This window comes from Achromobacter dolens (genome assembly GCF_902859745.1).
GTDB lineage: Bacteria > Pseudomonadota > Gammaproteobacteria > Burkholderiales > Burkholderiaceae_B > Achromobacter > Achromobacter dolens.
In genome coordinates, this window is record NZ_CADIJW010000098.1 from 1 (window position 1) to 5,451 (window position 5,451).

The following is a 5,451-nucleotide window of genomic DNA, read 5'->3' on the forward strand; positions in this document are numbered from 1 at the left end:
CCCACATCTGTCCCTACAATGCAAAACACCCGATGAAGTTCATCGGGTGCTCAGTCCGTAATCGCTACGGATACCGTCCCGTAGGTGTCAACCTAGGGCAGGACGGGTCAGCAACAACCACAAGATACTCGCCCCTGCCAACAAACTGTAGGCAAGCACGCCACGAAAACCACCCGCCCCAGCAGCCGCCAACGGGCGTCTCAAGAACTCGAACAACAACCGCCCCAGCCCAACAACGCCTACAACTCCACCTGCATCCCCATCTCCACGACCCGATTCGCCGGAATCTTGAAAAACTTCGTGCTCCGCGTCGAATTGCGCGCCATGAACGAGAACACCGCCCGCCGCCAGCGCCACAGCGCCGGCTTCCTGGCCGCCACCACCGTCTGCCGCGAAAGGAAATAGGACGTGCGCATCGGCTCCAGATCCAGCTCCGGATACGCCTCGGCCACCAACCGCAGCGCCTCCGGCACATCCGGATCTTCCTTGAAACCGTAGTTGATCGTCGCCGCCCAGCTCGACGCGCTCATCTTCTGCACCGTGAAGCGCTCGTCCTCGGACACATAGGGCACGTCGGCTACCCGGATCGTCAGGAACAGCACATGGTCATGCAGCACCTTGTTGTGCTTGAGGTTGTGCAGCAGCGCCGGCGGCACGTTGCCCGAATTCATCGTCATGAAGATCGCCGTGCCCGGCACCCGCGACGGCGGATAGGCCTCCAACTGCTCCATGAACTCCTTGAGCGGCTGGCGATCGCGCTGCTGCATGTCCGAGAGCAGCCGGCGGCCCCGGCGCCACGTCATCATCAGCGTGAACACCACGATCGCCACCACCAGCGGTAGCCAGCCGCCTTCATGGATCTTGAACACGTTGGCCGAGAACAGCAGCACATCGAACAGCAGCAACAGGCCCAGCACCACGAACCACAGCATGCGCTTGGCGCCCGTGGTGCCGCGCGGCAGCACCGCGAACGCCAGCACCGAGGTCGTCAGCATCGTCCCCGTCACCGCGAAACCGTAGGCCGCCGCCAGGTTGTCCGAATTGCGGAACACCAGCACCAGCACCAGCACCGCGCACAACAGCAGCGCATTGACCTGCGGCAGATAGATCTGGCCCTTCTCCACCGCCGACGTATGCAGGATCTGCATGCGCGGCCAGAAGCCCAGTTGCACCGCCTGGCGCGTCACCGAGTACGCGCCGGAGATCACCGCCTGCGACGCCACGATGGTGGCCACCGTGGCCAGCGCCACCAGCGGCGCCAGGCCCCATTCCGGCGCCATCATGAAGAACGGATTGCGGATCGCGCCGGGATCGCGCAACAGCAGCGCGCCCTGGCCGAAATAGCACAGCGTCAACGCCGGCAGCACCATGCTGAACCAGGCGCTGCGGATGGCCGGGCGGCCGAAGTGGCCCATATCGGCATACAGGGCCTCGGCGCCCGTCAGCGCCAGCACCACCGCGCCCAGCAGCACGAAACTGATCCACGGGAACTCGACGATGAAACGCAGGCCCCACATCGGATTGAGCGCCGCCAGCACCTCGGGCGTCTGCCAGATCTGCCAGCCGCCCAGCGCGGCCAGCGTGCCGAACCACAGCAGCATCACCGGCCCGAACAGCTTGCCCATGGCGCCCGTGCCATGCGACTGGATCGCGAACAGCGCCACCAGCACCACCAGCGCCAGCGGCACCACCCACGCATCCAGCGTGTGCGAAACGATGCCAATCCCTTCCAGCGCCGACAGCACTGAAATCGCCGGCGTGATCATGCTGTCGCCATAGAACAGCGCCGCGCCGAAGATGCCCAGCACGATCAGGATCCAGCGCAGCTTGCCGTCCCGGTTGCGCACCGCCAGCTCCAGCAGCGCTAGCGTGCCGCCTTCGCCGCGGTTGTCGGCGCGCAGGATCAGCGTCACATATTTCAGCGACACCACCACCATCAGCATCCAGAACAGGATGGACAGCACGCCCAGCAAGTGGGCCGGCTCCAGGTCGGTGTGCACGCTCAGCCCGGTCAGGCAGGCCCGCAGGGTGTACAGCGGACTGGTGCCGATATCGCCGTACACCACGCCCAGCGCCCCCAGGACGAGGGCGGCGCGGGAGGACGGGGCGTGGCCGGCGGGCGCCCCACCGGTGGAAGAAGAAGGAACGCTGACCGAGCCCTGGCTCATGATGTGGGTTCTTGCCGAGTGAGTTGAGCCCCCTTGCGAGGGCCGGGAAACACGACGGAAAGCCGCGTTCCGGAAAAATCGGGCCGGCTGGTGAGCTTCCACCAGGCGCCGTGGGCGTGCGCGATCTCGCGCACGATCGCCAGGCCCAATCCCGAACCGCCGGCCGTGACCGACGGCGAACGATAGAACGCCTCGAACACGCGATCGCGTTCTTCGGGGGGGATGCCGGGGCCGTCGTCCTCCACCGTCAGCGACGGCGGATTGGCGCCGACGATCAGGGTGATCTTGCCGGTGGCGTTGCCGTAGCGCAGCGCGTTGTCGATCAGGTTGCCCAGCAGTTCAGCCAGCAACAAGGGATCGGCGTCGATCCAGATCGGCGCGTCCGGCGCCACCAGGTCCAGTTCATAGCGCGCTTCGCGCACTCGCGGGAACCATTCGGCGCCATGCGCCCGCACCCATTCGCACAGGTCGATACGCACGAAACTATCCTGCGGCCGCGCATTGGGATCGGCGCGCGCCAGCACCAGCAGTTGCTGGCCCAGCCGGATCATGCGGTCACTGACCGCCTTGATGCGTTCGGCGCGCGCGCGCACGTCGTCGGGCAAGGGCCGCGCCAGCATCAGTTCGGATTCCAGCCGCAGGCCGGACAGCGGCGTGCGCAATTGGTGCGCGGCGTGGCCGATGAAGCGGCGCTGCGCCGCCAGCGAGGCATCCAGCCGCAGCAGCAGATCGTTGGTGTGAGTGACCAGCGGTTCGATCTCGACCGGCACGCCGGCCACTTCCAGCGGCTGCATGTCGTCGATGGAACGCTGGCGGATTTCCTCGGACAGATGATTGACCGAGCGCAGGCCGGAACGCACGCCCTGCACCACCACCCAGGTGAACAGGCCGATCAGCATCACCTGCCCCACCACCATCAGCCAGAAGAAATCCTCCAGCATCCACAGCGACATGTCGATCTTGTGGGTGATGACCCAGGTGGCGGCCAGGTCCAGCAGCACCAGCAACAGGATCGGCGGCATCAGCCGGATGACCAGATGCCGCGCGAGCGAGCGGGACGGGAGCAAGGGGCGTGGGGCGGGCGGAGCGGAAGGAATGCGTTCTGACGTCATGACGCGGTGCCCTCGCTGTGGGCGGATGGGGAGTCAGGCCGCCGCGGGCTGGCGGGGCCAACCGGCTTCGGGCGGCCAGCCGGGCCGTCAGGCCGTTTCCACATCCAGCATGTAGCCGAAGCCACGCACCGTCTGGATGCTGGCGCCCGTGCCTTCCAGGCGCTTGCGCAGGCGGTACACATAGACTTCCACTGCGTTCTCGCTGAAGTCGGCGTCCCAGGCGGACAGCGAATTGACGATCTGGCGCTTGGTGACCACGCGGCCCACGCGCGCCATCAGCATTTCCAGCACGGACAGTTCGCGCACCGACAGCGACAGGCGCTGGCCGTTGGCCCGCACCTCGCGGCCGACGGTGTCGAATACCAGCGGACCGACCTCGATCAACGGCTGCGCCTGTCCGGCCCGCCGGCGGCCGAAGGCGCGCACCCGGGCGGCCAGTTCGGGCAGCTCGAAGGGTTTGGTGACGTAGTCGTCGGCGCCGGCATCCAGGCCGGCGACGCGGTCCTCGATGCCGTCGCGGGCGGTCAGGATAAGCACCGGAACCTGGTTGCCATCCTGGCGCAACTGGCGCAGCACGTCCAGGCCGCTCATGCCGGGCAGATTGAGGTCGAGCAGCATCAGGTCATACGGCTGGCCGGCCAGTGCGCCCAGAACCCGGTCGCCCTCGGTCAGCCAGTCGACCGCATAACCTTGGTCGGCCAGGAATTCCTGGAGCGCGTGGCCCAGGGTGGTGTCGTCTTCGATTACCAGAACTCGCATGCCGCGATTCTAGCGCGATCCCGGAAAAAACGGGGCGCGAAATGCGCCCCGTTGTTGGGAATCATTCAACGGGCGGATGGCGCCGGGGTGCCCGGGGCCTCTGCCGCCGCCCCGCTCGAGGGCGGCGTGGTGACGAAGCCGATGCGTGTCATCCCCGAGCGGCGAGCCGAGGCCATGACCTTGGCCAGCGTCTCGTAGCGCGTGTTCTGGTCGGCGCGGATGCGGATCTCGGGTTGCGGCTTGGTGCCGGCGATCGACTTGAAGCGATTGGGCAGGTCGTCGATATTGACCGGCTTTTCGTCCCAGAACAGCGCGCCCCCGGCATCGATGGCCAGGTCCACGGTCTTGGGTTCTTCCTCGATCTGCTCGGCGGCCACCTGAGGCATGTTGATCTTGATCGAATGCGCCAGCAGCGGCGCCGTGATGATGAAGATCACCAGCAGCACCAGCATGACGTCGATCAGCGGCACCATGTTGATCTCGGAAACCGTATGGGTGCCGGACCCTTTGCCCTCGAAGCTGCCAAAAGCCATTATTCGCTCCCGCGTTGGACCGCGGCGCCGTTACCGTGCTGGCGGCGCAGGGCGCGCACCTTGCTGTCCGACAGCGCCACTTGCTGGCCGGTCGTCAGGAAGGCGAACAGGTCGTGCGCGAAGGCGTCAAGGCGCGACAGGTAGACGCGGTTGTTGCGCACGAAGGTGTTGTAGGCCAGCACCGCCGGAATGGCGACCGCCAGGCCCAGGCCGGTCATGATCAGGGCCTCGCCCACCGGACCGGCGATGCGGTTGATGGTGACGCCATCGGACAGGCCGATGCCGACCAGGGCATGGTACACGCCCCACACCGTGCCGAACAGGCCGACGAACGGCGCCGTCGACCCCACCGAGGCCAGCACCGTCAGGCCGTTTTCGAGCTTCGCGGTTTCCTCGTCGATCACCTTGCGCATGGTGCGGGTGACGAAATCGCTGCTCGAACCCGCCTCTTCCAGCTTGGTGGCGCCGAACTTGTTGTGGTGCGCCTGGGCATGCATGGCGTGGCTGGCCAGATGCGAGAACGGATCGCGCGCGCCGTGCGTGGTGATCTCGTGCTCGACCTGCTCCAGCGAGCTGGCGTTCCAGAACTTGTTGAGGAAATCGACCGAGCGGCGACGCATGCTGATGTTGCTGCCGACCTTGACCAGGATCAGGTACCAGGTCACCAGCGACATCAGGATCAGGATGATGAACAGACTCTTGCCGACGAAGTCGCTCTGGGCGACGAAGTGCAGGAAGCCCATGTCGGGGACGGGCGCGGGCGCCGGTGCGACCGCAGGCAGCGCCGCGGCGGCGCTGTGCAGCGCATCCGCGGATTGCTGGACGGCGCCGGTGGCCTGCTGGACGATGCCGCCGGCCGCGGTCGCGGCTTGCTGGGCG

At 66.6% G+C, this 5,451-nt stretch carries 5 protein-coding genes; all 5 read right to left on the reverse strand.

Translation table 11 applies throughout. The features are described 5' to 3' along the window. Positions 1-239: 239 nt before the first annotated feature. Positions 240-2,168 carry a potassium transporter Kup gene (locus HV783_RS29090; RefSeq protein WP_064524117.1) on the reverse strand — a complete coding sequence of 643 codons (1,929 nt, stop codon included), beginning with the start codon at positions 2,166-2,168 and terminating at the stop codon, positions 240-242. Further along, the gene (locus HV783_RS29095; protein WP_100504315.1) at positions 2,165-3,280 is read right to left on the reverse strand and encodes a sensor histidine kinase; all 1,116 of its coding nucleotides are present in this window, start codon (positions 3,278-3,280) and stop codon (positions 2,165-2,167) included. The genes HV783_RS29090 and HV783_RS29095 overlap by 4 nt, the downstream gene beginning before the upstream one ends. A gap of 87 nt (positions 3,281-3,367) precedes the next feature. Further along, positions 3,368-4,039 carry a response regulator transcription factor gene (locus HV783_RS29100; protein ID WP_006218435.1) on the reverse strand — a complete coding sequence of 224 codons (672 nt, stop codon included), beginning with the start codon at positions 4,037-4,039 and terminating at the stop codon, positions 3,368-3,370. Between the two features lie 65 nt (positions 4,040-4,104). Further along, positions 4,105-4,572, reverse strand: coding sequence for an ExbD/TolR family protein (locus HV783_RS29105; protein WP_054501289.1), 468 nt, complete (start codon positions 4,570-4,572; stop codon positions 4,105-4,107). Then, positions 4,572-5,451: MotA/TolQ/ExbB proton channel family protein (locus tag HV783_RS29110; protein WP_175190333.1), on the reverse strand; the 880-nt coding region annotated here is incomplete at its 5' end. The genes HV783_RS29105 and HV783_RS29110, both read right to left, overlap by 1 nt.

Excerpts from the sequence above, each read along its gene's own strand:
- HV783_RS29100 (WP_006218435.1), bottom strand. The coding sequence starts at position 4,039 with ATGCGAGTTCTGGTAATCGAAGACGACACCACCCTGGGCCACGCGCTC.
- HV783_RS29095 (WP_100504315.1), bottom strand. The coding sequence starts at position 3,280 with ATGACGTCAGAACGCATTCCTTCCGCTCCGCCCGCCCCACGCCCCTTG.
- HV783_RS29090 (WP_064524117.1), bottom strand. The coding sequence starts at position 2,168 with ATGAGCCAGGGCTCGGTCAGCGTTCCTTCTTCTTCCACCGGTGGGGCG.
- HV783_RS29105 (WP_054501289.1), bottom strand. The coding sequence starts at position 4,572 with ATGGCTTTTGGCAGCTTCGAGGGCAAAGGGTCCGGCACCCATACGGTT.